This window comes from Streptomyces gobiensis (genome assembly GCF_021216675.1).
Classification (GTDB): Bacteria; Actinomycetota; Actinomycetes; order Streptomycetales; family Streptomycetaceae; genus Streptomyces; species Streptomyces gobiensis.
In genome coordinates this window covers 1,378,027-1,402,987 of the sequence record NZ_CP086120.1, presented here as the reverse complement: position 1 = coordinate 1,402,987, position 24,961 = coordinate 1,378,027, and the positions used below count along the sequence as shown (strand labels likewise).

18 protein-coding genes are annotated in these 24,961 nt (G+C 68.8%); 16 read left to right on the top strand and 2 right to left on the bottom strand.

Annotated features, from left to right (window positions below; translation table 11 throughout):
- The first annotated feature begins 169 nt into the window (after positions 1–169).
- Complete coding sequence (locus test1122_RS06550; RefSeq protein ID WP_232268213.1) at positions 170–817, top strand: hypothetical protein; 648 nt, start codon at positions 170–172, stop codon at positions 815–817.
- Here test1122_RS06550 and test1122_RS06545 read toward each other — a convergent pair.
- Positions 814–1,770 (bottom strand): IS481 family transposase, encoded by a 957-nt coding sequence (locus test1122_RS06545; RefSeq protein WP_232268212.1) that lies wholly within the window; start codon positions 1,768–1,770, stop codon positions 814–816. The two genes, test1122_RS06550 and test1122_RS06545, sit on opposite strands and share 4 nt — an antisense overlap.
- A gap of 159 nt (positions 1,771–1,929) precedes the next feature.
- On the opposite strand from test1122_RS06545, the gene folC reads away from it, so the two are divergent.
- The 15 genes from folC (at position 1,930) to obgE (ending at position 22,471) form a co-directional block, all read left to right on the top strand.
- Complete coding sequence (gene folC / locus test1122_RS06540) at positions 1,930–3,450, top strand: bifunctional tetrahydrofolate synthase/dihydrofolate synthase (RefSeq protein WP_232268211.1); 1,521 nt, start codon at positions 1,930–1,932, stop codon at positions 3,448–3,450.
- Positions 3,450–3,779, top strand: a complete 330-nt coding sequence (locus tag test1122_RS06535) for a DUF4233 domain-containing protein (RefSeq protein ID WP_232268210.1) — start codon at positions 3,450–3,452, stop codon at positions 3,777–3,779. Before folC ends, test1122_RS06535 begins: the two co-directional genes overlap by 1 nt.
- A gap of 412 nt (positions 3,780–4,191) precedes the next feature.
- Positions 4,192–4,605 carry a nucleoside-diphosphate kinase gene (gene ndk, locus test1122_RS06530; RefSeq protein WP_232268209.1) on the top strand — a complete coding sequence of 138 codons (414 nt, stop codon included), beginning with the start codon at positions 4,192–4,194 and terminating at the stop codon, positions 4,603–4,605.
- 437 nt (positions 4,606–5,042) lie between these two features.
- Positions 5,043–6,062 (top strand): rod shape-determining protein, encoded by a 1,020-nt coding sequence (locus tag test1122_RS06525; protein ID WP_232271790.1) that lies wholly within the window; start codon positions 5,043–5,045, stop codon positions 6,060–6,062.
- A 126-nt stretch (positions 6,063–6,188) separates the two neighbouring features.
- Positions 6,189–7,190 (top strand): rod shape-determining protein MreC, encoded by a 1,002-nt coding sequence (mreC, locus tag test1122_RS06520; RefSeq protein ID WP_232268208.1) that lies wholly within the window; start codon positions 6,189–6,191, stop codon positions 7,188–7,190.
- A 3-nt stretch (positions 7,191–7,193) separates the two neighbouring features.
- Positions 7,194–7,943, top strand: coding sequence for a rod shape-determining protein MreD (gene mreD / locus test1122_RS06515; protein ID WP_232268207.1), 750 nt, complete (start codon positions 7,194–7,196; stop codon positions 7,941–7,943).
- Between the two features lie 19 nt (positions 7,944–7,962).
- Entirely contained in the window at positions 7,963–10,107 is a 2,145-nt protein-coding gene (mrdA, locus tag test1122_RS06510) for a penicillin-binding protein 2 (RefSeq protein ID WP_232268206.1), read from the top strand.
- Complete coding sequence (locus test1122_RS06505) at positions 10,107–11,294, top strand: FtsW/RodA/SpoVE family cell cycle protein (RefSeq protein WP_232268205.1); 1,188 nt, start codon at positions 10,107–10,109, stop codon at positions 11,292–11,294. Before mrdA ends, test1122_RS06505 begins: the two co-directional genes overlap by 1 nt.
- A 78-nt stretch (positions 11,295–11,372) precedes the next feature.
- On the top strand, positions 11,373–13,019 hold the full coding sequence (locus test1122_RS06500; RefSeq protein ID WP_232268204.1) for a CYTH and CHAD domain-containing protein: 1,647 nt from the start codon (positions 11,373–11,375) through the stop codon (positions 13,017–13,019).
- An 83-nt stretch (positions 13,020–13,102) separates the two neighbouring features.
- Positions 13,103–15,028 (top strand): TIGR03960 family B12-binding radical SAM protein, encoded by a 1,926-nt coding sequence (locus tag test1122_RS06495; RefSeq protein ID WP_232268203.1) that lies wholly within the window; start codon positions 13,103–13,105, stop codon positions 15,026–15,028.
- A 194-nt stretch (positions 15,029–15,222) separates the two neighbouring features.
- Complete coding sequence (locus test1122_RS06490; RefSeq protein WP_232268202.1) at positions 15,223–15,969, top strand: TIGR03936 family radical SAM-associated protein; 747 nt, start codon at positions 15,223–15,225, stop codon at positions 15,967–15,969.
- 247 nt (positions 15,970–16,216) lie between these two features.
- Positions 16,217–20,020: a ribonuclease E/G gene (locus test1122_RS06485; protein ID WP_232268201.1), complete on the top strand. Its 3,804-nt coding sequence runs from the start codon at positions 16,217–16,219 to the stop codon at positions 20,018–20,020.
- A gap of 241 nt (positions 20,021–20,261) precedes the next feature.
- Complete coding sequence (rplU, locus tag test1122_RS06480) at positions 20,262–20,585, top strand: 50S ribosomal protein L21 (protein ID WP_232268200.1); 324 nt, start codon at positions 20,262–20,264, stop codon at positions 20,583–20,585.
- A 14-nt stretch (positions 20,586–20,599) separates the two neighbouring features.
- Positions 20,600–20,857, top strand: coding sequence for a 50S ribosomal protein L27 (gene rpmA, locus test1122_RS06475; protein WP_232268199.1), 258 nt, complete (start codon positions 20,600–20,602; stop codon positions 20,855–20,857).
- A 168-nt stretch (positions 20,858–21,025) separates the two neighbouring features.
- Positions 21,026–22,471, top strand: coding sequence for a GTPase ObgE (gene obgE / locus test1122_RS06470; protein WP_232268198.1), 1,446 nt, complete (start codon positions 21,026–21,028; stop codon positions 22,469–22,471).
- A 152-nt stretch (positions 22,472–22,623) separates the two neighbouring features.
- On the opposite strand, the gene test1122_RS06465 is transcribed toward obgE, so the two are convergent.
- The gene (locus tag test1122_RS06465) at positions 22,624–24,726 is read right to left on the bottom strand and encodes a hypothetical protein (RefSeq protein ID WP_232268197.1); all 2,103 of its coding nucleotides are present in this window, start codon (positions 24,724–24,726) and stop codon (positions 22,624–22,626) included.
- Between the last annotated feature and the right edge of the window lie 235 nt (positions 24,727–24,961).

Sequence of the window (24,961 nt, the reverse complement as noted above, 5' to 3'; positions counted from 1 at the left end):
CGGACGCTTGGAAAACATCGCCTGTGCTATTTCTACGGTGAGGGTTGAATCGCTCGTTCAGGGGGTCGGGGTCATGCGGAAAGAACACCACTATTCTGTGCGCCGTCACGCGCTGCTTTTCACTCCTGGCGTGGCACTTGTCGCTGCGGCTGCTGTCTTGACTCTTCAGGTGGGGAGCGTTGCCGCCGCGCCGCCCAGCAGCGACGAGGGTGGCAAGCGAGGACCTGACGCTCCGGCCGGGGTGAAGCTCAGCACGCTGCTGCCGACCGAGATCTCGGTGGACAACAAGACCGGGCGCGCCGCCATTGACGCCACGGTGGTCAACGCTGGGGACAAGAAGACGACCGGGGACACGCTGAGCGTCTTCGGCTTCGAGGGTCTGAAGCTGCGTGGCGTGGAGGGGTGCCGGCCGCTGCCGAAGGACAAGCTGGCCGAGGGCTCCAACAGCGGATACATCTGTGACATCGGCAAGCTGGATCCGAAGGCATCCCAGAACTTCGCGGTTTCGGCGAGCTATGACCTGGCCAAGACCGGCCGGATCTGCCTGGTGGTGACCCAGGGCAAGAGCGAGAAACTGGTCTGGCAGCAGGGGCCGGTGCCGTTCGGCACGGAAGAGCCGCCGCCGAACGCGCCCAAGACCCCGTTGCTGCTCGGCACGGTGAACAAGCCGGACGCGAAGCCGGGTAAGCCGGGGCTCGCGGAGACCGGGCTGAACGGTTATGCGAAGCCGTTCGCACTCTTCAGCGGTGCGCTGGTGCTGCTGGGTGGCGCGGCCGTACTGTCCGCCCGCCGCGAGCCCCACCCCGCCACCCGCTAGGTGTATTGACCCGCAGGGTTGTTGACGCGGCTGATGGGTGGCTGGCCTGCCAGTGCGGTGTGGCAGCGATGGTAGTTGTAGGTGTGCAGGAAGCCTTCGAGGCTCGCTGTTCGATCGGCGTTGCTGGTGTAGGGCCGTAGGTAGGCCCACTCGTCGAGCAGGGTGCGGTTGAAGCGTTCGACCTTGCCGTTGGTCTGTGGCCGGTAGGCGCGGGTGAGCTTGCCGACTGCGCCGAGGTCGGTCAGGGCCTGCTTCCACAGGCTGCTCTTGCGGTAGGACCAGGCGTTGTCGGTAAGGACCCGTTCGATGCGGCGGATGCCCATCCCGGCGAAATGGGCGGCGGCTCGCCGGAGGAACTCTGCGCAGGTAGCGGCTTTCTCGTCGGTGTGGACCTCGCTGTAGGCCAGGCGGGTGTGGTCGTCGACGGCGGAGTGGATGTAGTCGTAGCCGGCGCCGGTCTTGGTCAGTCGGCTGTCTTTACGGCCGTGGATCCGCCAGCCGCCGCCGTCGGGGATCCGGCCGAGTTTCTTGACGTCCACGTGGATCAGTTCGCCGGGCCGGTCGCGTTCGTAGCGGCGGATGACCTGCCCGGTGGGCCGGTCCAGGAAGGACAGCCGGTGCAGGCCGTGGCGGGCGAGGACGCGATGCACGGTGGAGGCGGGCAGGCCAAGGATCGGGCCGATGCGGGCCGGGCCGAGCTTGCGGGTCGTGCGCAGCTCACGCACCCGCGCTTCCATGGCTGGTGCTGTGCGGTGCGGGGTGGTGTGCGGGCGGCTGGAACGGTCATGCAGGCCTGGCTCCCCCTCGTTCCGCCAGCGGCGCACCCACTTGTGGGCTGTCATGCGGGAGACGCCCATCTCCGCCGCGACATGCGCGACCGGACGGCCCGAACACACACGTTCGACCAGCAGCCGCCTGCCATGAACAGTCAGTCGGGCATTACGGTGGGACACGAAGACCTCCGTGCGGTGCAGTCCTAGACAGCTCCACCACACCGGAGGTCTTCGCCATGATCAAGACCCACGAGTGTCAACAACGCTCATGATCAATACAGCTAGGGCCGGAGACGGTGGCGCTGCGGCGGTGCGGGGTCACAGCCGTAGACTGGCGGCGTGAGTGACCAGTCCCCTGAGCCCGAGCCCGACGTCGGCCCCGACGCGTTCGAGGAGATCATCGAGAGCGAGACCGACCGCGACCCCGATCTTGCGGTGATCGAGGCCGGCAGCCGTACCCTGCGCACCCAGGCCGGGCCGCCGAAGGGGGACGGAATCCCGGCGCGCCCCACCGACCCGGCGGTGGACCAGGCGCTGCGGGAGGTTGAGCAGGAGCTGGCCTCGCGCTGGGGAGAGACCAAGCTGGAGCCTTCCCGGGTCCGGATCCAGGCGCTGATGGATGTGCTGGGGGAGCCCCAGCGGACGTACCAGAGCATTCACATCACCGGCACCAACGGCAAGACCAGCACGGCCCGGATGATCGAGATGCTGCTGGGCGCCTTTGATCTGCGGACCGGCCGTTACAGCAGTCCGCACGTTCAGTCGATCACCGAGCGGATCAGCGTGGACGGGGCACCGGTCCCGGCCGAGAAGTTCATCGAGACCTACGCGGATATCAAGCCGTTCGTCGACATGGTGGACAGCCAGCAGCAATACCGGCTGTCCTTCTTCGAGGTGCTCACCGGTATGGCCTACGCGGCCTTCGCGGACGCCCCCGTCGAGGTGGCGATCGTCGAGGTCGGCATGGGCGGCAGCTGGGACGCCACCAATGTGATCGACGCGGGCGTCGCCGTGATCACCCCCATCTCCCTCGATCACATGGACCGGCTGGGCGGCACGCCCGAGGAGATCGCGACCGAGAAGTCGGGCATCGTCAAGCCGGGCGCCACCGTGGTGATGGCACAGCAGCCGGTTGAGGCCGCTTCGGTGGTGCTCAAGAAGGCCGTCGAGGTGGATGCCACGGTTGCCCGTGAGGGCATGGAGTTCGGCGTGGTCCGCCGGGAGGTCGCGGTCGGCGGCCAGCTGATGACACTGCGCGGACTCGGCGGTGAGTACCCGGACATCTTCCTGCCGCTGCACGGCGCGCATATGGCGCACAACGCGGCGGTGGCGCTCGCCGCCGTTGAGGCGTTCTTCGGGATCGGCTCCGAGCACGACCGTACGCTCGATGTGGATACGGTCCGTGAGGCCTTCGCCTCGGTCAGCTCCCCCGGGCGACTGGAGCTGGTGCGCAGCAGCCCGTCCGTGCTGCTGGACGCCGCGCACAACCCGGCGGGCGCGCAGGCGGCGGCTGCGGCGATCACCGAGGCGTTCGGCTTCAGCCGGCTGATCGGTGTGGTCGGCCCGAGCGGCGGCAAGGACGTACGGGGCCTTCTGGAAGCCCTGGAGCCCATCCTGGCCGAGGTCGTGGTGACCCGTAACTCGACGTACCGGGCGATGGACGTGGACGCCCTGGCCGGTCTCGCGGTGGAGGTCTTCGGAGAGGACCGGGTCCAGGTCGAGCCACGGCTGGACGACGCGCTCGAGGCGGCGATCACGCTCGCCGAGGAAGAGGACGAGTACGCCGGTGCGGGCGTCCTGGTCACCGGCTCGGTGATCACCGTGGGCGAGGCCCGGCTGCTCCTGGGGAGGGACCGCTGATGCGCACCCTGTGTGCTTCCACCTTGATCGGCGAGTTCCTCGTGGTGGGTTTCGCCGGGCTGGTGGCCATGCATCTCTCCGGTCACCCGGCCAGCACGGTATGGCTCGTCAGCGGCATCGTCATGGCGCTGTGCCTGCTGCTGTGCGGGATGCTCACCCGGCCGGGCGGACTCCAGCTGGGATGGGCCCTGCAGGTCGGTTTGATCGCGGCGGGCTTTGTCGTTCCGGCGATGTTCTTCCTGGGGGTGGTCTTCGCCGCGCTGTGGTGGGCGTCCATCCACTTCGGCCGGAAAATCGACGAGGCCAAGGCCCTCTCCCAGGCGGCCTAGGGCGGCGGCCGGGAGCCGCGCCTGCCGACTGCGGGGTTCCGTGGGAGTGTTTCCCGTACCCCGCCCCTTCCCGGTTGTACCGATATGCGGCTCCGCCGCGTGGCGGGGCTTTGCCCGGTTGCGGGGGTGCCGTGGGTGGGTGTCCCCGTGTCCCGCCCCTTCCCGTAACCGGGGCTTTGCCCCGGGCCCCGGGGCTGGGCGGGTCCGGGCCGATGGCCGGGTGTTGTGCCCACCCGTGCCGCCCCTCGGGCGGCCCGAGTGCCCACAACACTGTGGGGGTCTGGGGCAACCTCCATCGGTCACACACCCTCCTGAGTTCCGGGGCTCCGGGGCGGAGCCCCGGTTTCGGGGAGGGGTGGGGCAGGGGCTAGCCTCAGGCCGTCTACACCCGTTTGCTGCAAGGAGCCGCGACATGAGCCAGCGCACCCTCGTCCTTCTCAAGCCCGATGCCGTCAAGCGTGGCTTGGTGGGCGAGATCATCGGCCGCATTGAGAAGAAGGCGGGATGGACCATCTCCGCGCTGGAGCTGCGCACACTCGACCGCGCCATCCTGGAGCAGCACTACGCCGAGCATGAGGGCCGTCCGTTCTATGAGCCGCTGGTGGAGTTCATGGCCTCCGGCCCGTCCGTGGCTCTGGTCGTGGAAGGCGAACGCGTGATCGAGGGGGTACGGGCGCTGGCGGGGCCGACTGACCCGATTGCCGCCGCACCTGGGTCGATTCGGGGGGATTTCGGCACCATCGTCCGGGAGAACCTGATTCACGCGTCCGACTCAGCGGAATCCGCCGAACGTGAGCTGAAGCTGTTCTTCCCCGGGCTCGTCTGATCTGTTCCCCGCAGGGGCTCCGACCTGCGACGCGACCGCGAACGGGGGTGGCTGTCGCGGCGGATCCGCACTGTGGGTCCGAGGAGCCCGAGAGGTCCGAAGAGTCAGAACTGCAGATTTTCTTCACCCGTCTTTCCTGATGGCTCCTCATGTTGAGAGCGGTTGTGACCTGGGGCGATCGAAGAAAATCAGTCGCCACTTGGCATATGCACGGCTGTTCGAGGGAACGAATCACCCGGACACGACGTCACCAGAGACAGGGACGGCCGGTGTTCTGCTGACAATGGCGGAGGAACCCTCTCTCCGCGTTCGAATGAACGCGACTACGATGATGGGAGCTTCTCCGGAAGTCTCTCCGCGACCCTCAGCGCATCCTGCCCTCCTCCTCATCACATCGCTTCTGCTGGAAGGCCAGACGTATCCTCATGGCGAACAACATGTCGTTCATCGGCCGTGACATGGCTGTCGACCTCGGGACCGCCAACACGCTGGTGTACGTCAGGGGTCGCGGGATCGTCCTCAATGAGCCATCGGTCGTCGCCATCAATACCAATACCGGGGGAATCCTGGCGGTTGGCGCCGAGGCGAAGAAGATGATCGGCCGCACCCCCGGCAACATCGTGGCGGTCCGTCCGCTGAAGGACGGCGTTATCGCCGACTTCGAGATCACCGAGCGGATGCTCCGCTACTTCATCCTCAAGATCCATAAGCGACGCTATCTCGCCCGGCCCCGGGTCGTCATCTGTGTTCCGTCCGGTATCACCGGCGTTGAACGGCGCGCTGTCATCGAGGCGTCCACCCAGGCGGGCGCCCGCCAGGTGCACATCATCGAGGAACCGATGGCCGCCGCGATCGGCTCCGGTCTTCCGGTGCATGAGGCCACCGGCAATATGGTCGTGGACATCGGCGGTGGCACCACCGAGGTCGCCGTCATCTCACTCGGCGGCATCGTCACCGCACAGTCCATCCGGGTGGCGGGCGATGAGCTGGACAACGCGATCATTCAGCACATCAAGAAGGAGTACAGTCTGCTGCTTGGCGAACGCACCGCCGAGAGCATCAAGATCACGATTGGGTCGGCGTACAACCTGGACAAGGACGAGCACACCGAGATCCGCGGCCGTGATCTGGTCAGCGGTCTCCCCAAGACCGTTGTCATCTCGGCCGCCGAGGTACGCAAGGCCATCGAGGAGCCGGTCAACTCCATCGTCGACGCGGTCAAGACGACCCTCGACAAGTGCCCGCCCGAGCTCTCCGGCGATGTCATGGACCGCGGCATTGTGCTCACCGGAGGCGGCGCCCTGCTGCGCGGCCTCGATGAGCGGCTGCGGCGTGAGACCGGGATGCCGATCCATATCGCCGAGGACCCACTGGATTCGGTGGCGCTGGGATCCGGCAAGTGTGTAGAGGAGTTCGAGGCGCTCCAGCAGGTGCTGGACGCCCAGCCGCGCCGATAACGGCCACAACGATCCGCCGCGTGGGTGACTGCCCATCCCGCGGTGGATCGTTACACAGCTCAAACAGCTTGAACAGCTCAACACTGAGACACACGGTTCGACAAGGGGAAGGCACGGCCGTCGCACGTGAGGGACACACGAGAGAGCCGGCTGCTGCTCGTACTGCTGGTCGCCATCGCGTTCGCACTGATCACGGTGGACCTCCGAAGCAGTGAGCAGTCACCACTCGATGGTGCCCGGCGAGGGGCCGCCTCCGCCCTGGGACCGGTACAGAACGGCGTGGCCACCGCGATTGGCCCGGTGGGCAACGCCATTTCCGCCATCCGCGACTCCGGTAAGCGATACGACCGGCTGAGCGTCCTGGAGCGGGAGAACGCCGAGCTCAAGCAGCGGCTTGGCTCCGATGACCGGCACCGCTCCCGGATCAAGGAGCTCGACAAGCTGCTCAAGACCGCGGCCGCCGGCCAGTACGGCGTCAAGGGAGCCCAGGTCATCGCCATCGGCGCGGCTCAGGGCTTCTCCTGGACCATCACCATCGACGCGGGCGAGCGGGACGGTATCGCCCCCGATATGACCGTCATCAATGGCGACGGTCTCGTCGGCCGTGTCACCACGGTCGGACCCAGTACCTCCACGGTGCTGCTCGCCACGGATCCGGACTTCACCGTCGGCACCCGGATGGAGACCAGCAATGAGCTGGGCTTCGCCAACGGCCGTGGCGACAGCGCCCTCACCGTCCAGCTCCTCAACAGCAAGGCGGATGTCAAGAGAGGCGACCGCCTGGTCACCTTCGGCTCCAGCAACAACAAGCCCTTTGTCCCCGGAGTCCCGGTCGGCGAGATCATCCAGGTCAACCCCAACAGCGGTGATCTGACCCGCACGGTCCGCGTCCGTCCGTATGTCGGCTTCACCAAGCTCGACATCGTCGGTGTGGTCGTCCAGCCCCCGCGCAAGGATCCGCGCGACATGGTGCTGCCCGAGCCCCCCAAACCCAAGCCCACCCCGACCGTCACGGTGACGGTCACTCCCGGCGCGGAAGACGAGGACGGGGACGGGGAACAGACTCCCGTAGCCGATCAGCCAGACGAGCCAGATGAGCAAAACGCGCAAGACGAGCAAGGGGACTGACCGATGCGCCTCAACCGGATGCTGCTCTCGACCTCGCTCGTGGTCGTGGCCCTGATCGTCCAGGTGAGTGTGCTCGCCCGGTTGCAACTGCCCGGTGCCACCCCGGACCTGCTGCTGCTGACCGTCCTCGCTCTCGCACTGGTCTATGGACACACCAGCGGAGCCATCATCGGCTTCGGCGCGGGCCTGCTCGCCGACCTGGCACCGCCCGCCGACCACGCCGTGGGCCGCTACGCCCTGGTGCTGTGCGTCGTTGGTTACGCGGCCGGGCTCGCCAAGCCGGAGGGCGGCCGGCACCGCAGTGCCACCGCTCCGATGCTCGTCGTCGCGGCGGCAGCGCTCTCCTCAACGCTCCTCTACGCGGGCGTGGGCGCGCTCGTCGGCGACACCGCCGCCCGCCATGTCGGCCTGGGTGGACTGCTGTTCACGGCCACTCTCTACGATCTGCTGCTCGCCCCCTTCACCGTGCCGTGGATTATGGCGCTGGCCCGGCGCGCCGACAACGACCCACTCGCCGATCAGGCGGCGGGCAGTCCCGGAACGGCCAGTGCCGCGGCGGGCAGCGAGAGCGGCTACCGCGGTGGCTGGCGCATCAACGGCGGCAGCGGGCTGGGCGGCAGTCTCATGCGGAACGGCTCCATGCGGTGGACCAGACGCGGCGGCCGGATCAGCGGCTTCGGCGGTCGGCGCACTCTGCTGGGCCGGTCGGCGGGGAAGAAGACGGGACGTATCAAGGGGGTCAAGCGGCTGTGATGGAGAAGGAGGGGACGCTGTGAGCAATATTCCGGAGACCGGGCGCACGACTCGGGTCACCATCCGGCTGATCGCCATCCAGATCCTGGTCTTCTCGCTGCTGCTCACCCTGGGCGGGCGGCTGTGGTACCTGCAGATCCGCAATGGCGACGAATACGAGAAGGAAGCAGCGGGCAACCACGTACAGCAGGTTGTCCAGCCTGCCACCCGGGGCTCGATCCTGGACGCCCGGGGCGTGCCCATCGCCGACAACGAGACCCGGCTCGTCGTCTCCGCCAGCCGCACCGAGCTGATGAAAATGAAGGACAGGGGCAAGGCGGTGCTGACCCGGCTCGCCGGCGTCCTGGACATGACCTACAAGGACGTCGCCGCCAAGGTCCGGCTCTGCGACGCGGAGACCCCTCAGCCCTGCTGGAACGGCTCGCCCTACCAGCCGATCCCGATCACCGACGAGGCCACCACCCAGCAGGCTCTGCAGATCCGCGAGCGCGCGGAGGACTTCCCCGGCATCTTCGCCGAACCCACCGCCGTGCGCCGCTATGCCGCCCCCTACAAGGCCACCAGCTCGCAGACGCTCGGCTATCTCTCGCCGGTCACCGACGAGGAGGTGGAGAAGGCCAAGGACACCAACTCGCCGCTGCTGCGGTCCGACCAGATCGGCCGCTCGGGTCTGGAGCGCTCCTACGACGCCCAACTGCGCGGCGACGCGGGCGTCACCCGCTATGAGGTCGACAACCTCGGCCGGGTCATCGGCGAGGCCGACAGCGACAAGGCCGAGGCCGGCTCCACCCTCGTCACCAGCCTCGACTCCCGGGTGCAGGCGGTAGTGGAGAAGCAGCTGGACCAGGCGATGAAGACGGCCCGCAAGGAGACAGACAAGATCACCGGCCGTAAGTACAAGGCCGACGCGGGCGCTGCCGTGGTGATGGAGACCAAGACCGGCCGGATCGTGGCCATGGCCTCCAAACCGGACTACGACCCCAACGCCTGGGTCGGCGGCATCTCCGGTAAGCAGTACACCAAGCTCACCGGGAAGGACTCCAACTACCCGCTGCTCAACCGGGCCATCCAGGGCCAGGCACCGCCCGGCTCCATCTTCAAGATTGTCTCTACGGCCGGAGCCGTCAACGCGGGCTACCCGTTCAACGGCGACTACAACTGCAGCAGCTCCTACAGCCTTGGCGCACAGACCTTCAAGAACTTTGAGTCCCAGGGCCACGGACCGATCTCGCTGGGCCGGGCACTGGAGGTCTCCTGCAACACCGTCTTCTACGCCCTGGGGCACAAGGAGTGGCAGAAGGACGGCGGGCGCCACCCCAAGAAGACGCCCAACGAGTATCTGTACAAGGCGGCACATGGCTTCGGCCTCGGCAAGGAGACCGGGATTGACCTGCCCAACGAGGTCAGCGGCCGGATCCCCGACCGCGAGTGGAAAAGGGACTACTGGGCGGCCAACAAGGACGGCTGGTGCAAGCAGTCCAAGTCCAAGTCCAAGGACTATGTCACCCGGCTGGCCAAGGAGAACTGCGTCGAGGGCATGATCCTGCGGGCCGGTGACAGCATCATCTACGCCATCGGCCAGGGCGACACCCTGGTCACCCCGATTCAGATCGCCACCGCCTACTCCGCCGTCGGCAACGGCGGGTCCCTCTTCGCCCCCACCGTCGGCAAGGCCATCATCAGCCCCGATGGCAAGAAGGTCGAAGAGATCACGCCGAAGACGCGCGGCAAGCTGCCCGCCAGCGCCAAGACGATCAGCCAGATAGACGGTGCGCTGCGCGGTGTCGCCGAGCGGGGCACCGCCTCCTGGCGGTTCGCCGACGCCGGATGGCCGCAGGACGAGATCCCGATGCACGCCAAGACCGGTACCGCCCAGATCCATGGGAAGCAGACCACCTCCTGGCTGGCGACCTACACCGACGAGTTCACGATCGTGATGACGATCTCCCAGGCGGGCACCGGCTCAGGCGCCTCAGGTCCCGCGGTGCGCAACATCTATGACGCGATGTACGGCGTCCAGGAGGACGGCTCCATCGACAAGAAGAAGGCACTGCTGCCCAAGCCGGAGAAGGACCTTCCGAAGATCACTGCGGATGGCAACATCGAATCCCAGCGCTCCAAGGCCTCCTTGGTCAAGGCCTGGCGGGAACAGAAGTTCAACTGATGAGTATCCACTCCTTCGACACGAGTCGCTACGGAATCCAGAAGAGCATCTGGACCAGGCTGACCGCCCGTGACTCGCTGGCGCGTCGGCTGGACTGGACGCTGGTGCTCGCGGCCTTCGCCCTGTGCGCCCTCGGCTCACTGCTGGTCTGGTCGGCCACCCGCAACCGCACCCAGCTCACCGGCGGTGAGACGCATCAGTTCCTGATCAAGCATCTGGCCAATACGGGCATTGGCATCGCCCTGGCCATAGGTGTCCTCTGGCTCGGCCACCGACGGCTGCGCTCGGCGATGCCGGTGCTCTACGGGAGCTCCCTCGTGCTGGTGGCGCTCGTCTACACCCCAGTGGGCGCCACCATCAACGGCGAGCGCGCCTGGCTCAACCTCGGCGGCGGTTTCTTCCTCCAGCCCTCCGAGTTCGCCAAGGTCACCATCATCATCGCCATGGCCGTGGTGCTCTCCGCCAAGGTGGACGCGAGCGACCGGGTGCACCCCGACCACCGCACGGTGCTACAGGCCCTCTGCCTCGCCGCCCTCCCCATCGGCATCGTGGCCGACCTCGGCCAGGTGATGGTGATGGCCGTCATCGTGCTCGGGGTGCTGCTCGCCTCGGGCGCCTCCAACCGCTGGATCATCGGACTGGTCAGCTTGGGCATCGGCGGCGCGATCACCGTCTGGATGCTCGATCTGCTGGACGAGTACCAGCTCAACCGCTTCGCCGCCTTCGCCAACCCCGCGCTCGACCCAGCCGGCGTCGGCTACAACACCAACCAGGCACGGATCGCCATCGGTTCCGGCGGGCTCACCGGCAAGGGGCTCTTTGAAGGCACTCAGACCACCGGACAGTTCGTCCCCGAACAGCAGACGGACTTCATCTTCACCGTGGCGGGCGAGGAGCTGGGCTTTCTCGGCGGCGGCCTGATCATTCTGCTGCTCGGTGTGGTGCTGTACCGCGCCTGCCGGATCGCCATGGAAGCGACCGACCTCTACAGCACGATCGTGGCCGCCGGGATCATCGCCTGGTTCGCCTTCCAGTCCTTCGAGAACATCGGCATGGCCCTGGGCATCATGCCCGTCGCCGGACTGCCGCTGCCCTTTGTGTCCTACGGCGGCACCTCGATGTTCGCCGTCTGGATCGCCATCGGTCTGCTCCAGTCCATCCGCATACAGCGTCCGCTTTCCGCCTGAGGCGGGCGCGACGGCAGGAACGGGAGGAACGGCAGGAGCGGTATTGCGGGCGACAGAGGTCGATACTACGTTCCAGTCATGGTGGCAGTCGTACGTGAGACTGAACGCAAGTACGAGATCTACGACGCCAAGGCGACCAAGGAAGCCAAGGTCGCCGAGGTCGCCGAGGACCACGAGCTTCCCGACCTGACCGATGTGCCCGGCGTCGCGACCGTGGCGGATCAGGGCGTCCACCGACTCGACGCGCTCTACTACGACACCGAGGACCAGCGGCTCGCCACCGACGGCATCACGCTGCGCCGCCGCACCGGCGGCAAGGACCCCGGCTGGCATCTCAAGCTTCCCGTCGCCCCGGGCGTACGGGACGAGATCCAGGCCCCGCCGCGCGACGAGCTGCCCCGTGCGCTCGCTGGACTCATCCGCTCCCGGGTGCGCGGTCAGGAGCTGCGACCGCTGATGCGGCTGCGCTCCAGACGGGACATACGACACCTGCTGGACACCGAGGGCGCCTTGCTCGCCGAGGTCGCCGTCGACCAGGTTCACGCCGAGCGGCAGCCCGCCGGGGCGACCACCGCCTGGACGGAGATCGAAGTCGAGCTGGGGGAGGGGCAGGACCCCACGCTGCTCGACGCCATCGAGCAGCGGCTGACGGCCGCAGGGGCACGCCGCGCCTCGGCCGCCGCCAAGCTGGAGCGCGCGCTCGCCGAGACCGCGGAGACCGCGGAGACCGCGGAGACCGCGGAGACCGCGGAGACCGCGGAGACCGCGGAGACCGCGGAGACCGCGGACGGCAAGCGGAAGGCGCCTCGCCCGGCTGGGAAGCCGAAGAAGCCAAGGCCCCCCAAGACCGCGGGCGAGGCCGTCCTGCGCTATCTACGCCGCCAGGTGCGTGCCCTCGTCGAGCTCGACCCCGCCGTCCGTCGTGACCTGCCCGACTCCGTCCACCAGATGCGGGTGGCCACCCGGCGGCTGCGCAGCTGCTTCCGCTCCTACGACGACGTCCTCGACCCCTCCGCCACCGCGCCCCTGGGCACCGAACTCCAGTGGCTCGCCGCCGAACTGGGCGTCGGCCGGGACCACGAGGTGCTGATGTACCGGCTCTACGCACACGCCGACGAGCTGCCCCGCGAGCTGCGCATCGGTCCCGTCCGCGGCCGACTGCGCACCTTCGACCGCTCCCGGCGCGGGGGATCGCGCCGCCAGCTGATCGCCGTCCTGGACAGCCGCCGCTATCTCAGCCTCCTCGACGCCCTCGATACGCTCCTCACCGAACCGCCACTGCGCAGCCAGGACGCCGAGCGGCCTCCCGAGGAGGTACTCGACAAGGCGGTGCGCCGTGACGTCGACCGGCTCGCGGCCCGTATCGAGGCGGCCCTGGCCGCCGACCCCGGCACCGCACGGGACGAGGCGACGCACAACGCCCGCAAGGCCGCCAAGCGCACCCGCTACGCCGCCGAGACCGCCCAGGAGGTCTTCGGCAAGCCCGCCAGGAAGTTCGTGAACCGGATGATCCGGCTACAGGATCTGCTCGGCGAGCACCAGGACAGCGTCGTGGCCCGCTCGGCGCTGCGTGAGATCGCCGTCCAGGCCCAGGACGCCGGGGAGCCGTCCTTCAGCTATGGGGTGCTCCACCAGCGGGAGGCCCAGGTGGCCGCGGAGTGCGAGGCGAAGCTGCCGGACCTGTGGCGTGAAGTCTCCTCGGGCGATCGCCCTGAACTGCGGTGACGGCCCGGTAGCGCTGGACCGGTTAGGCTGGATGGTCACCTTCGTACAGCAGACCCGCAAGCCCCCGCATCCAAGGACTATCCATGTCTGTCGAGTCGGTCTTCCCGCGCCTGGAGGCCCTCCTCCCGCATGTCCAGAAGCCGATCCAGTATGTCGGCGGAGAGCTCAACTCCACCGCGAAACCGTGGGATGCCTGCGATGTCCGCTGGGCGCTGATGTATCCGGACGCCTATGAGGTCGGCCTGCCCAACCAGGGCGTCATGATCCTCTACGAGGTGCTCAACGAACAGGAGGGCGTCCTCGCCGAGCGCACCTACAGCGTCTGGCCGGACCTTGAGGAGCTGATGCGCAAGCACCAGGTTCCCCAGTTCACGGTCGACTCACACCGCCCGGTCGGCGCCTTCGATGTGCTCGGTGTCTCCTTCTCCACCGAGCTGGGCTATACGAACCTGCTCACGGCCCTGGACCTGTCCGGCATCCCGCTGGAGGCCAAGGACCGCACCGTGGAGCACCCGATCATCCTGGCCGGCGGCCACGCCGCCTTCAACCCGGAGCCGATCGCCGACTTCATCGACTGCGCCGTGATCGGCGACGGTGAACAGGCCGTTCTGGAGATCACTGAGATCATCCGTGCCTGGAAGCAGGAGGACCGCCCCGGCGGCCGCGATGAGCTGCTGCTGCGCCTCGCCAAGACCGGTGGCGTGTACGTTCCCAGGTTCTACGACGTGGAGTATCTGCCCGACGGCCGGATCTCCCGGGTGGTGCCGAACCGGTCGGGCGTGCCGTGGCGGGTCTCCAAGCACACCGTGATGGACCTCGACGAGTGGCCCTACCCCAAGCAGCCGCTGGTCCCGCTGGCCGAGACCGTGCACGAGCGGATGTCCGTGGAGATCTTCCGTGGCTGCACCCGTGGCTGTCGCTTCTGCCAGGCGGGCATGATCACCCGCCCGGTGCGGGAGCGCTCCATCACCGGCATCGGCGAGATGGTCGACAAGGGCCTGAAGAACACCGGCTTCGAGGAGGTCGGGCTGCTCTCCCTCTCCTCCGCGGACCACAGCGAGATCGGCGATATCGCCAAGGGCCTCGCGGACCGCTACGAGGAGGACAAGGTCGGCCTGTCCCTCCCCTCCACCCGGGTCGACGCCTTCAATATCGACCTGGCCAATGAGCTCACCCGCAACGGCCGTCGCTCAGGTCTGACATTCGCCCCCGAGGGCGGGTCGGAACGCATCCGCAAGGTCATCAACAAGATGGTCTCGGAGGAAGATCTCATCCGGACCGTCGCCACCGCCTATGGCAACGGCTGGCGGCAGGTGAAGCTCTACTTCATGTGCGGTCTGCCGACCGAGACCGATGACGACGTGCTGCAGATCGGCGATATGGCGGTCAACGTGATCGCCAAGGGCCGTGAGGTGTCGGGCTCCAACGACATCCGCTGCACGGTCTCCATCGGCGGGTTTGTGCCCAAGCCGCACACCCCCTTCCAGTGGGCGCCGCAGCTGTCCGCCGAGGAGACCGACGCCCGGCTGGGGAAGCTCCGCGACAAGATCCGCGCTGACAAGAAGTACGGCCGTTCCATCGGCTTCCGCTATCACGACGGCAAGCCCGGCATCGTCGAGGGCCTGCTCTCCCGCGGCGACCGCCGGATCGGCGATGTGATCCGCGCCGTCTATGAGTCGGGCGGCCGCTTCGACGGCTGGCGTGAGCACTTCTCCTACGACCTGTGGATGCGGTGCGCCGAGAGGACACTGCCCGCGTACGGGGTCGATGTCGGCTGGTACACGACACGTGAGCGGACCTATGAGGAGGTCCTGCCCTGGGACCACCTGGACTCCGGGCTCGACAAGGACTGGCTCTGGGAGGACTGGCAGGACGCGCTGGACGAGACCGAGGTCGAGGACTGCCGCTGGACGCCGTGCTTCGACTGCGGGGTCTGCCCGCAGATGGACACGGAGATCCAGATCGGCCCGACCGGCAAGAAACTGCTCCCCCTGACGGTAGTCAAGTAACCCAGCCGCGCTGCGGGACAGGGGAAGCCCCCGGCACCCGGGAAGCGGGCGGGCTGCCAGCAAGTACGCTGGAAGGAGGCCGGGCAGGTACCGGCCGCCAGTGTTCGATCAGGGTGGCCCCCCACGCCGCCCTGCGACAAGGAGAAGGACCCCTGGGCAAGCGACAGCCCGTAGGCCCGCCGCCCGCACCCGCGGTGCAGCGCATTCGGTTGCGCTACACCAAGCGCGGCCGCCTTCGGTTCACCAGTCACCGCGATTTCCAGCGCGCCTTCGAGCGAGCGTTGCGCCGGGCCGAGGTGCCCATGGCGTACTCCGCCGGATTTACGCCGCACCCCAAGGTCTCCTACGCCAATGCCGCACCCACCGGCACCGGCAGCGAGGCCGAGTATCTGGAGATCGCGCTCACCGAGCAGCGGGACCCCGCCATGCTGCGGGAGCTGCTCGATGAGTCGCTGCCGACCGGGCTTGATGTGATCGACGCGGTCGAGGCCCGCACCTCCGGGTTCGCCGATCAGCTGGAGGCATCCCAGTGGGAGCTCCGGCTCGACGGCGTGCGGCCAGAGATCGCGGAGCAGGCCGTGCAAACGTTCCTGAAAGCCGAGAATGTCGAGGTCAGACGGCAGACGAAGAAAGGAATGCGCACCTTTGACACCCGGGCCGCAGTGGCCTCACTGGAGGTGGTACCCGCAGGGGCCGATAGGCCCGGGGCCGCTCCCTGTGCGATACTGCGCCTGGTAGTACGGCACCTGACACCTGCCGTACGACCCGACGACGTCCTGTCCGGTCTCCGAGCTACGGCCGACCTGGCGCCGCCGGTCCCCCCAGGGGTGACCAGGCTGGCGCAGGGGCCGCTCGATGAGGAGACCGGCACGGTGACCGACCCGCTGGCGCCCGACCGCGACGCAACCCCCGTCGCGACGGCGCCCGGAGGCGCCGCGTAGGCCGCCGCCGCAGCGCCGCCGACGTGCCAGGCACCAGGGAGCCACCCGGGTACCGCCGGATGGCAGGCGCATTGACCAGAAGACTTTCGCCGTAGCCGGGCCGGATGGCACGGAACCGGCGAGTGAGACAACAGCTCCCGAGCGGCGCCCCAGCCCCCGGACTGCGGTACCGCACTCATCACGCGGGCCACAGTCGGATGAGGCCCATAAGCGCCGCTCCCGGGAGCGTGACGGGAGAACCGCCCGCATGCTCGAGCCGATCGAATCCGCAGCCGCGGAGAGCGCCGAGAACAACAGTCCCAGCGACACCCTGCCGACCCGTCGTCGGCGCCGTGCCGCGTCCCGGCCGGCCGGCCCCCCGGCCGAGTCGCCCACCCCGGCGGCGTCCGAGGACCCCGCCCCTGTCTCCGCTGCCAACCCGGGCCCGGAGCCGACGACGGCTGCCGAGGAGCCGGTGAAGCCCGCCCGCGCCCGCCGTCGGGCGACCCGTAAGACGGCTGCCCCGGCTCCGGCCGAGGCGTCGGCGGAGCCCACCACCGAGGCTGCCGCCCCCACCGAGGCTGCCGCCCCCACCGAGGTGGCCGCCCCCAGCGAGGTGGCCGCCCCCACCGAGGAGCCCGTGAAGCCCGCTCGCGCCCGCCGTCGGGCCACCCGTAAGGCCGCCGCACCCGAGGACACCCCGCAGACCCCCGAGGCGGTGCAGGCCCCCGAGGCCGTGCAGGCCTCTGAGGCCGCTGAGCCCGCCGGGACCCCGGCGGAAGCGGAGCCCGCCGAGCCCGCGAAGCCCGCTCGCGCGCGCCGCCGCACCACCCGTAAGACCGCGGAGCAGCCCACCCCGGAGCCGTCCGAGGCCGCTCCCGAGCCGCAGCCCGGACGCAAGCGGGCCGGTGCGCCGACCGCGCTGTTCCAGCCGCCGGTCTTCACCGAGCCGACGTTCCAGACCCCGCAGAGCGCGGCAGCCGCAGCGGCCGCCGCGGCCGAGGCGGGGGAGGCGGAGGAGGAGGCGCCCGAGGAGCTCACGGAGCAGCCCGCGCGTCGCCGCCGCCGTCGCCCCGATGTGGAGCCGGTCGTTGAGACCCCCGAGATGGCGGCCGCCGCGGAGGTCACCGGCGAGGGCGAGGACGCCGAGGACAGCGATGAGCGCCCCGCGCGCCGCCGTCGCCGGGGCGGCCGTCGCCGTCGCCGCGGTGAGTCCGCTGAGGACGGCGGTGACCAGCAGGGTTCCGCCGAGTCCACCGGTACCGAAGAGCGTGCCGATGAACGCGCCGAGGAGCCGTCCGCCGAGGAGGAGTCCGAGGAGGAGGCAGCCGCCGCCTCGACCAGCAGCTCCCGTCGGCGCCGCCGTCGCCGCCGCCGCAACGGCGACGGTGAGACCACCGTGGCTGAGAACGGCGACGATCCGGAGCGTACGGTCGTCAAGGTCCGCGAGCCGCGGAAGAAGAAGGAAGAGCCCTCGGACGAGGTGCAGTCCATCAGGGGCTCCACCCGCCTTGAGGCCAAGAAGCAGCGCCGCCGGGAGGGCCGGGAGCAGGGCCGCCGCCGGGTGCCGATCATCACCGAGGCGGAGTTCCTGGCTCGCCGCGAGGCGGTCAAGCGGGAGATGATCGTCCGGCAGAACGGCGACCGTACCCAGATCGGTGTGCTGGAGGACGACGTCCTCGTCGAGCACTTCGTCAACAAGGAGGAGTCGACCTCATACGTCGGCAATGTCTACCTGGGCAAGGTCCAGAACGTCCTGCCGTCGATGGAGGCCGCCTTCGTCGATATCGGCAAGGGCCGCAACGCCGTGCTCTACGCCGGTGAGGTCAACTTCGAGGCGCTCGGCATGGCCAATGGCCCACGCCGGATCGAAACCGCGCTGAAGTCCGGCCAGTCCGTGCTGGTCCAGGTCACCAAGGACCCGATGGGCCACAAGGGCGCCCGGCTGACCAGCCAGGTCTCCCTCCCCGGCCGCTACCTGGTCTATGTGCCCGAGGGCTCGATGACCGGCATCAGCCGTAAGCTTCCGGACACCGAGCGGGCCCGCCTGAAGCAGATCCTCAAGAAGGTCGTCCCCGAGGACGCGGGCGTGATCGTGCGCACCGCCGCGGAGGGCGCCAGCGAGGAAGAGCTCGCCCGGGATGTCCAGCGGCTGCAGGCGCAGTGGGAGGACATCCAGAAGAAGGCGCAGAAGGGCAACGCCCCGACGCTGCTGTACGGCGAGCCGGACATGACCGTCCGGGTCGTCCGCGACATCTTCAACGAGGACTTCTCCAAGGTCGTCGTCAGCGGTGGCGAGGCCTGGGACACCATCCACGGCTATGTTGCGCATGTCGCGCCGGACCTCACCGACCGGCTGCAGAAGTGGACATCGGAGGTCGATGTCTTCGCCACCTACCGGATCGACGAGCAGCTGATGAAGGCACTGGACCGCAAGGTCTGGCTGCCCAGCGGAGGCTCGCTGGTGATCGACCGGACCGAAGCGATGATCGTCGTCGACGTCAACACCGGAAAGTTCACCGGCCAGGGCGGCAATCTGGAGGAGACGGTCACCAGGAACAACCTGGAGGCGGCCGAGGAGATCGTGCGCCAGCTGCGGCTGCGTGACCTCGGCGGCATCATCGTGATCGACTTCATCGACATGGTGCTGGAGTCCAACCGGGATCTGGTGCTGCGCCGCCTGCTGGAGTGCCTGGGCCGGGACCGTACGAAGCATCAGGTCGCCGAGGTCACCTCGCTGGGCCTGGTGCAGATGACCCGTAAGCGGGTCGGCCAGGGACTGCTGGAGTCCTTCTCCGAGTCCTGTGTGCAGTGCAACGGCCGGGGCGTCATCGTCCATATGGAGCAGGCACAGGCTGCTGTCGCCGGCGGCGGCAAGCGGGCCAAGAAGAAGGGCAAGGGCGCCGCGCAGCCGGAGCCGGAGGCCGTAGCGGTGGAGACGCCGGCTGAGGTCGCGGCCGAGGTGGCGGAGCCGAAGGCGCTTCCGGAGCCGGAGTTCGTCCCGGACGAGGAGCTGTACAGCAGCATCGCCGAGGCGGAGGCGGCGGCCCGCCCGGACGGCCGCCGTGGCCGCCGCCGCGTGAGCCGCAAGGCGACCGCCCCCGCGGGTGCGCCGAAGGCGGCCGAGGAGGAGCCGGTCGCGGCCGTCACCGAGCCGGTCGCGGAGCCGGTCACCGAGCCCGTACAGCCCGTGGAACCAGCGGAGCCCGTACGGTCACGTCGCCGTCGGGTGAGCCGTAAGGCGTCGGCACCGGCCGGGCCGCCGGCGGCGTCGGAGGAGGCTGCGGTCACTGTGGTTTCCCCGGCGGAGCGGGCTGAGGAGGAGCCGGTCGTGGTGCCGGAGCCGGAGCCGGTTGCTGAGCCGCAGCCGCGTGCCCGGCGCCGGGTCAGCCGTAAGGTGTCCGTCCCCGCTGGGCCGCCGGCGGCGTCGGAGGAGGCCACGGTCACCGTGGTTTCCCCGGCGGAGCGGGCTGAGGAGGAGCCGGTCGTGGTGCCGGAGCCGGAGCCGGTTGCTGAGCCGCAGCCGCGTGCCCCGCGCCGGGCCAGCCGTAAGGCGTCCGCTCCTGCCGGGCCGCCGAAGGCGGCGGAGTCGTTGGAGGAGGCCGCTGTCACTGTGGTCACCCCGGCGGAGCGCGATGTGGAGCCGGTCGCCGTGCCGGAGCCGGTCGCCGAGGCTCCCGCCGCGGCCGCCGCCCCGGTACGGCCCCGCCGCCGGGCGGCCCGCAGGGTCTCCGCACCTGCGGGATCCGAAGCAGCGGCGATCGTCGTACCGGCCGCCGAGGAGGCCGTCGAGGAGGCCGCCCCGGCGAAGAAGGCGGCCCGTAAGACGGCCAAGAAGGCCCCGGCGAAGCAGACGGCAGCCAAGAAGACGGCAGCCAAGAAGGCCGCTGGCGAGAAGGCCGCGGCCGAGAAGGCCACGGGCGAGAAGACCGCTGCGAAGAAGACCACGGCCAAGAAGACGGCCGCGAAGAAGACCACGGCCAAGAAGGCCGCCGAGAAGAAGGCGGCCAAGAAGACCGCGGCGGCGGAGCAGCAGACGCAGCCCTCCGTCTCAGCTTCGGCCGAGGAGTGACCGGACCGGGGCTCCGGCGGCGAATGGCCATCCGGAGCCCCGGTACCTGGTTTGACCCCCTGGTCAAGGCCCCGTAACCTTGACCGTCGGCGTGTCGATGGAGACGCCGTACTCCTGAGCAAATCCCTCCCGGCCCCCGTGGCGGGGAGAGGCCGCTCAATCCAATTGGATCGCCGTGGACTCCGGTCCACGCTGAGCGGCTGGCATCAGGAGTCCAGCTACGAGCGAGAGAGAGTTCCGCGTGTACGCGATCGTGCGCACCGGCGGACGCCAGCAGAAGGTTTCTGTCGGCGACGTCATCGAGGTTGACCGTATTTCCACCAGCAAGGTCGGCGACAGCGTCGAGCTCTCGACCCTGCTCATCGTCGACGGCGAGGCCGTCACCAGCGACCCGTGGGTGCTGGCCGGCGTGAAGGTCCAGGCTGAGGTCGTGGACCACCACAAGGGTGCCAAGATTGACATCCAGAAGTACAAGAACAAGACCGGCTACAAGAAGCGGATCGGCCACCGTCAGCTGCACACCGCGCTGAAGATCACCGGCATCCCCGCCCCGGCGAAGAAGTAAGGGACTGAGGAGAGATGGCACACAAGAAGGGCGCATCGTCCACTCGGAACGGTCGTGACTCCAACGCGCAGCGGCTCGGCGTGAAGCGCTTCGGCGGTCAGGTCGTCAACGCCGGTGAGATCCTGGTCCGCCAGCGTGGCACCCACTTCCACCCGGGCGCGGGCGTCGGCCGTGGCGGCGACGACACACTGTTCGCGCTGGACGCCGGTGCGGTGCAGTTCGGCACCCGCCGTGGCCGTAAGGTCGTGAACATCGTTCCGGTCGCTGAGTAATCAGCCACCCAGCAGGAACGAACCAAGCACCATCTCCGAGGGCGGACCGCCTCTCCCGTACGCGCCGTACGGGGAAGCGGCTCCGCCCTCGGCGCGTTATCCCGTCACAACGACAACCCGTGACAACGAAAACTCCGTACCCCTTGATCCAGCCGGGAGGCACCCGTCATGACCACCTTCGTGGACCGCGTCGAGCTGCATATCGCCGCGGGTAGCGGTGGCCACGGCTGCGCCTCCGTACACCGGGAGAAGTTCAAGCCGCTCGGCGGCCCCGACGGCGGCAACGGCGGCCGTGGCGGCGACGTCATCCTGGTGGTCGACCAGGATGTGACGACCCTGCTCGACTACCACCACAGCCCGCACCGCAAGGCCACCAACGGCAAGCCCGGTGAGGGCGGCAACCGGATGGGCGCCAACGGCCAGGATCTGATCCTGCCCGTCCCGGACGGGACCGTCGTCCTGGACAAGAAGGGCGATGTCCTCGCCGACCTCGTTGGTCAGGGCACCACCTTTGTCGCCGGTCAGGGCGGCCGTGGCGGCCTCGGTAACGCCGCACTCGCCTCCGCCCGCCGCAAGGCACCCGGCTTCGCGCTGCTGGGCGAGCCCGGCGAGGACCGGGATATCGTCCTGGAGCTGAAGACCGTCGCCGATGTGGCGCTGGTCGGCTACCCCTCGGCGGGCAAGTCCTCGCTGATCTCGGTGCTGTCGGCCGCCAAGCCGAAGATCGCCGACTACCCCTTCACCACCCTCGTCCCCAACCTCGGCGTGGTGACGGCCGGTTCCACCGTCTACACCGTCGCGGATGTCCCGGGGCTGATCCCGGGCGCCAGCGAGGGCAAGGGCCTGGGCCTGGAGTTCCTGCGGCATGTGGAGCGCTGCTCGGTGCTCGTCCATGTCCTGGACTGCGCGACCCTGGAGTCCGACCGCGATCCGGCCTCTGACCTCGACATGATCGAGCAGGAGCTGGCCCAGTACGGCGGCGGTCTTGAGAACCGGCCGCGACTGGTCGTCCTCAACAAGGTCGACATCCCCGATGGCCAGGAGCTGGCCGATATGGTCCGGCCCGATCTGGCGGCCCGCGGATACCAGGTCTTCGAGGTCTCCGCCGTCTCCCGGCAGGGCCTCAAGGAGCTCTCCTTCGCTCTCGCCAAGATCGTGGAAGAGGCGCGGGCGGCCAAGCCCAAGGACGAGGCTACCCGGATCATCATCCGGCCCAAGGCCGTCGATGAGGCGGGCTTCACGGTCACCAAGGAGGCCGAGGGGCTGTTCCGGGTCCGTGGCGAGAAGCCGGAGCGCTGGGTGCGGCAGACCGACTTCAACAACGACGAGGCCGTGGGTTATCTCGCCGACCGGCTCAGCCGCCTCGGTGTCGAAGAGGAGCTGGTGAAGGCCGGGGCCCGGGAGGGCGATGGCGTGGCCATCGGCAGCGACGAAGACGCCGTTGTCTTCGACTGGGAGCCCACGATGGCGGCGGGCGCCGAGATGCTCGGCCGCCGTGGCGAGGACCACCGTATGGAGGCCCCCCGCCCGGCCGCCCAGCGCCGCCGGGACCGCGAGGCGGAGCGTGCGGACGAGGCCCAGGAGGCCTACGACGACTTCGACCCATTCAAGTGAGCCGCGGATTCAGGTGAGCCAGCGGATCTGAGCGAGCGCGCGGACAATCTGAGCGAGCGCGCGGACAAACGGCCCTGGGAGGCAATGCCTCCCAGGGCCGTTCGCGTCGACAGCCGTTACGCGGTGGACAGCCGTTACACGGTGGACGACCGCTACGCGGTGACCGAATCCTCGGCGTCCTCGGCGCCACTGTCCTCGGCGCCCGCCGCCGCCTCGGCCGCGGCCTCGTCCTGCTCCCGCTGGCTGGGGATCCCGGTGACCCGGTGCGCCATCCGCGTGCGGCGCTCATCGGCCTGGGCGCACAGGTCCCTGGCGGCCTCGTTGAAACGGACGATCGACGGGGGGTCGGAGGGGCCCAGCAGATGCACCCGGAGCTCGCCCCGGGCGGTTGCGAGGGCGTCCTTCCCCGGGTCCCGGACCGACTCCAGCAGCGCCGGAACGCCATCGGCCTTCGGGGTCAGGATCGTCGCCGCGCGCACCGTCGGGAAACCGGCCCTGAAGTCCTCCTCGGACAGCCCGCTGGTATTCACCACGGCGTACGGCTTCTCGCTCTTCAGGTAGTCCGAGACAACGCTGGAGACATCGCTGATCAGCAGATCGGCCGCATTGAAGCAGGGGTAGATGCCCGGCCGGACATGGGTGATGATCTGGTGCTCCCACTCCGGGAGAGACGCCCAGTAGGCCTCCTCCCAGGCCGTCTGCGCGGCCGCCACGGCCGCCGCCCGCTCGCTGTCCGGTGTTGACTGGAGCATCATCCGCTCCACGTCGTCGGCGCTCCTCCGGAAGGCGGAGGTGGCCAGTTCATCCAGGATCCTGGTGCGGTGGGCCAGCTCGGCCTCCGCCGCCGCGCCGGGCCGGGTGCGGCCGGGATCGGCGGCGCGTTCGGCGTTGGCCTCGGTGATCATCGCCCGGATGCGCGCATTGGCGCGGCCGGCCCGCGGATCGACGGAGCCGGTCATCGGGTGCGGCTTGTACAGCAGCCGGACCTCCGGGTCGGCGAGCAGCTCACGCACGATGTTCTCTCCGGCCAGGATGACCGAGGTATTGCCCGGGTCGTCGGTCCAGCCCTCCCAGGTGGGGGCGTAGAGCACGGTCGTATACGGACCCGAGGGCGGCCCCGCGTACGGCTTGATGGGCGCCAGCTGCGGGCGGCCCACCTCGACCACATCGCGGTCGTCCACGCCGATATCGGCGAGCTGGTAGCGCTCACGGGCCGCCGGGCCCGCGACCCACACCTGGTCGTAGGCCTTGGCGTAGGGGTTGCAGGAGGAGAGCTTGTCGCTCTCGCCATGGTTGATGAAGGTGTGCTTGATGGAGGGGATGCGCAGCACCTGAGAGGTCTTACCGGAGTTCGCCGGGTGCAGCATCATCTTCAGCGAGGAGTGCTCCAGGGCCATCAGGTTCGCGACCTTGGGGATGCACACGATCGGGACATCGGTCGCGTCGATCTTCTGCATCATAAAGCGCTCACGCAGCACGATCAGCGGCTTGCCGTCCAGCTCGGCGAGGGTGGAGAGCCACATGTTCGCCTGGTACGCGGAGGTCGTGCCGCCGGAGAAGTACATCGCGACCGTCGGCTTGTACTCCGCCAGCCAGGAGTCCAGCCAGGCCAGTACCTGCCGCTCACTGGCGATGCGTTTCCCGGGCAGCAGCCAGGTGGCGACATGGAGGGCACCGCCGAAGAACAGCAGCAGGGAGAGCGATACGCCGATGGCGCCCCAGACCATGTCGGTCGTACCGGCGGTGGCCAGCAGACCGGTGGTCGCCGGGATCATGAAGTGCAGCAGCCGTCGGCTGGGCTGCCGGGCCAGGATGCGTGGGGGAGCGGCGGAGAGCCGCAGCACCGAGGCGTCGATATTGCGGGTGAGGATCGGGAGCGTGCGGTTGCGGCGTACCAGGACCGCGATGGCCTGGCAGGCGAAGTGCGCTGCGTAGGCACCGAGCAGTGCGAGGACGAGCGGCGTCTCCTCCAGCGGGTCGATGCCCGGCATCTGGACCAGGCCGATTACCAGGAGCATGTCACGCAGCAGCTGGCGAGTCGGCACATCGAAGCGCACTCTGCTCAGCAGGGCGAGAAGCCCCGGCTGCTTGTGGTGCAGATAAAGATCGAGTGCGAGTCCCGCCGCTGAGGCGGTGATGAACAACGGGGCATAGGGCAGCAGCGCACCCGCGAGCTGGGCTGAGAAGAACACCAGCATCGCGAGCAGCGCGGACAGCTGTCCTACGCGTCGGGATACGAGTCCGGCGAATGGCACGGGCTGTACTCCTGGCAGGAGAACGGATGGGGGGATGGCCAGGGGGGATGGCCAGGTAACCCCTGACCGTATGACGAAGGACGTGGAGGTGACAATTCCCAGTGATCTTTCACGCGACAAAATAGAGCTAAAGGTACTGACGAGGGTGGTGAGTCGGGCGGGCCGCGCAGCCCAGCGGACGGACCGGCCGCGCGCACACAGCGATGGCTCACGTAGATTTCGGACTGGCATCCGG